A 2,206-nucleotide genomic window follows, 5' to 3' on the forward strand; every position below is an offset into this window, starting at 1 on the left:
TCCAGCGCAAGGCGGCCATCCTCGACCAGCAACAGCACGGCGGCAGCAGTGAACTGCTTGCTGACCGAGGCCAGGCGGAAGTTGCTGGCCGGCGTCACGGCGCTGCCATCTTCGACCACGGCCAACCCGTAGCCGCGGCGGAATACCGGTTGCCCGTCGTGCAGTACCAGCACCGCCGCACCCGGCACCTGCCCATCGTAGGCCTGCATCAGGCCATCGATGCCTGCATCCGGCGGCGCCAGCGGTGCCGCCGCCAGGGTGATCGACGGCAGCACAGCGAGGACGGCGATACACAGCAGGGCGGCAGCGCGCATGGCAGCTCCGTGACGGTCAGGGTGCGGGGGCTGGTGTTGCCGCGGCCGGCTGGGCCAGCCAGCGTTCGATCTTGTGGTCCAGTACATCCAGTGGCATCGAACCGTCCTTCAGCACTTCGGCATGGAAGCGGCGCAGGTCGAACGCTGCACCCTGGCGTGCCTTGGCCTTGTCGCGCAGAGCGATGATCGTGGTCAGGCCCACCACGTTGGACAGCGCCTGGCCGGGCTGGGCCATGATCCGTTCGACCTCGGCGTTGGCGTCGTCGCTGCTCATGTCCACGGTCTTCTGCAGATAGGTCACGGCCTGCTGCTTGCTCCAGCCCTGCGCATGCACGCCGGTGTCGGCGACCACGCGCGCGGCGCGCAGCAGGCGCGAATACAGATAGCCGATGCGGTCGTACGGATCGGTGTACGCGCCGAGGTCTTCGCCCAGGGTTTCCGCATACAGGCCCCAGCCTTCGACGAAGGCGAGGTCACCACCGAGGCGGCGGAAGCGCGGCAGCTTGGTCAATTCCTGCTGCAGGCCCAGCTGTACGTGGTGGCCGGGAATGGCTTCATGCAGATACTGCACCGGCACGTTCCAGCGCTTGCGGCTGGGCAGGTCACGGGTGTTGACGAACAGCACGCCGGGTTGCCCCGGGGGCGACGGCTGGTAGGAGGCTGCGGCGGCGGTCATGGCGCGCTCCGGCTCCACTGCATGGATCTGCAGCGGCGCCTTCGGCAGGGTGTCCAGCACCAGCGGCAGGCGTGCATCGACCTGCTGCTGCACCTGCCGGTAGCGGCTGAGCAACGCGTTGGCGTCGCTGTACTGGAACTGGCGGTCGTTGCGCATGCTGCGCAGCAGCTTGGCCTGCGAACTGCGCAGCTTGCCATCGCGCATCACCGTGGTGATCTGCGCCTGCAGCTCCTGCACACGCTGTTCGCCCAGCGCGTGCAGCTGCGCGGCGGTCTGCTGGCTGGCGGTGGTCTGCACGATCAGGTTGGCGTACCAGGCCTGGCCATCGGGAAGAGCGCCCAAGCCGCTGCTGCTGCGCGTGGCGGGCAGGTATTCGGTGCCGATGAAGCCACGCAGGGCGCGGTAGGCCGGCATGATGCGCAGTTCGATCATGCGCTTGTACTCGGCGCTGATGCGCGCCTTGTCTTCGGCGGAGATGGACTCCGGCATGGTCCGGATCGGCGACCAGAAGATGCTCTCTTCGGCGGTCGGCTTGATCACCGCGTCCAGCTGCGGCAGGACCTTTTCCATCAGGTCGCGCGGCTGCACCACGCCGGCCTTCATGCCCTGGCGCATGTTGGCGATGGCCTGGTCGAACAGATCGGGAATGCCCAGCGAGCGTCGCGACCAGGTGTCATAGTCCTTGGCCGTGTTGAACGGCTGCGCGCCGGCACCGGCGCCGAGGATGGCCATGATGCTGCCGACGTTGTAGTACTGGCTGATCGGCATCATCCAGCTTGGATAGCGCTCGGCGGCCAGCGAGGCGCGGGCGTCGCGCACGAAGATCTCGTAGCTGAGCAGGTCCTGCCCCTGCAGGCCGTCGCTGCCGATCTTCTCGACCTTGCCCAGCCATTCGGTGGTGAAGTCGTGCGATTGCTGGCGCCAGGCGGCGGAAAGAATATTGGGCAGCTGGTCGTTGTAGCGCGGCTCGCCCTGGAAGGTCGCCTGCAGCGGGTTCAACCGCATGGAGGCATCCCAGTATTCGTCGTACAAGCGCTCCAGCTGCACCTGCTTGGGCACTGCGCGGGCCGGGGCGACCGGACGCGGCGCGGCGCGGCGCGCCGAACTGCCGCGGGCCGGCGGGGTGGCACGTGTGCCGGCGCGGGCCTTCGGCTTGGCCGCCTGGCGGGTCTGCGCGGCGGCGGGGCGGCTGCCCTTCTTCTTCGCTGCTTCGGCC

The 2,206-nt window shown here is 68.4% G+C and carries 2 protein-coding genes; both read right to left on the bottom strand.

The annotated features are described in order from the left end of the window. On the bottom strand, positions 1-314 hold a 314-nt coding region (locus DBR20_RS22880), incomplete at its 3' end, for a serine hydrolase domain-containing protein (protein WP_258223269.1). Positions 315-330: 16 nt separating this feature from the next. Next, positions 331-2,206, bottom strand: a 1,876-nt coding sequence (locus tag DBR20_RS09325) for a DUF885 family protein (RefSeq protein ID WP_258223270.1), incomplete at its 5' end; no start/stop codon positions are given.

The sequence above is a fragment of the Stenotrophomonas sp. HMWF023 genome (assembly GCF_003060985.1).
Classification (GTDB): Bacteria; Pseudomonadota; Gammaproteobacteria; order Xanthomonadales; family Xanthomonadaceae; genus Stenotrophomonas; species Stenotrophomonas lactitubi.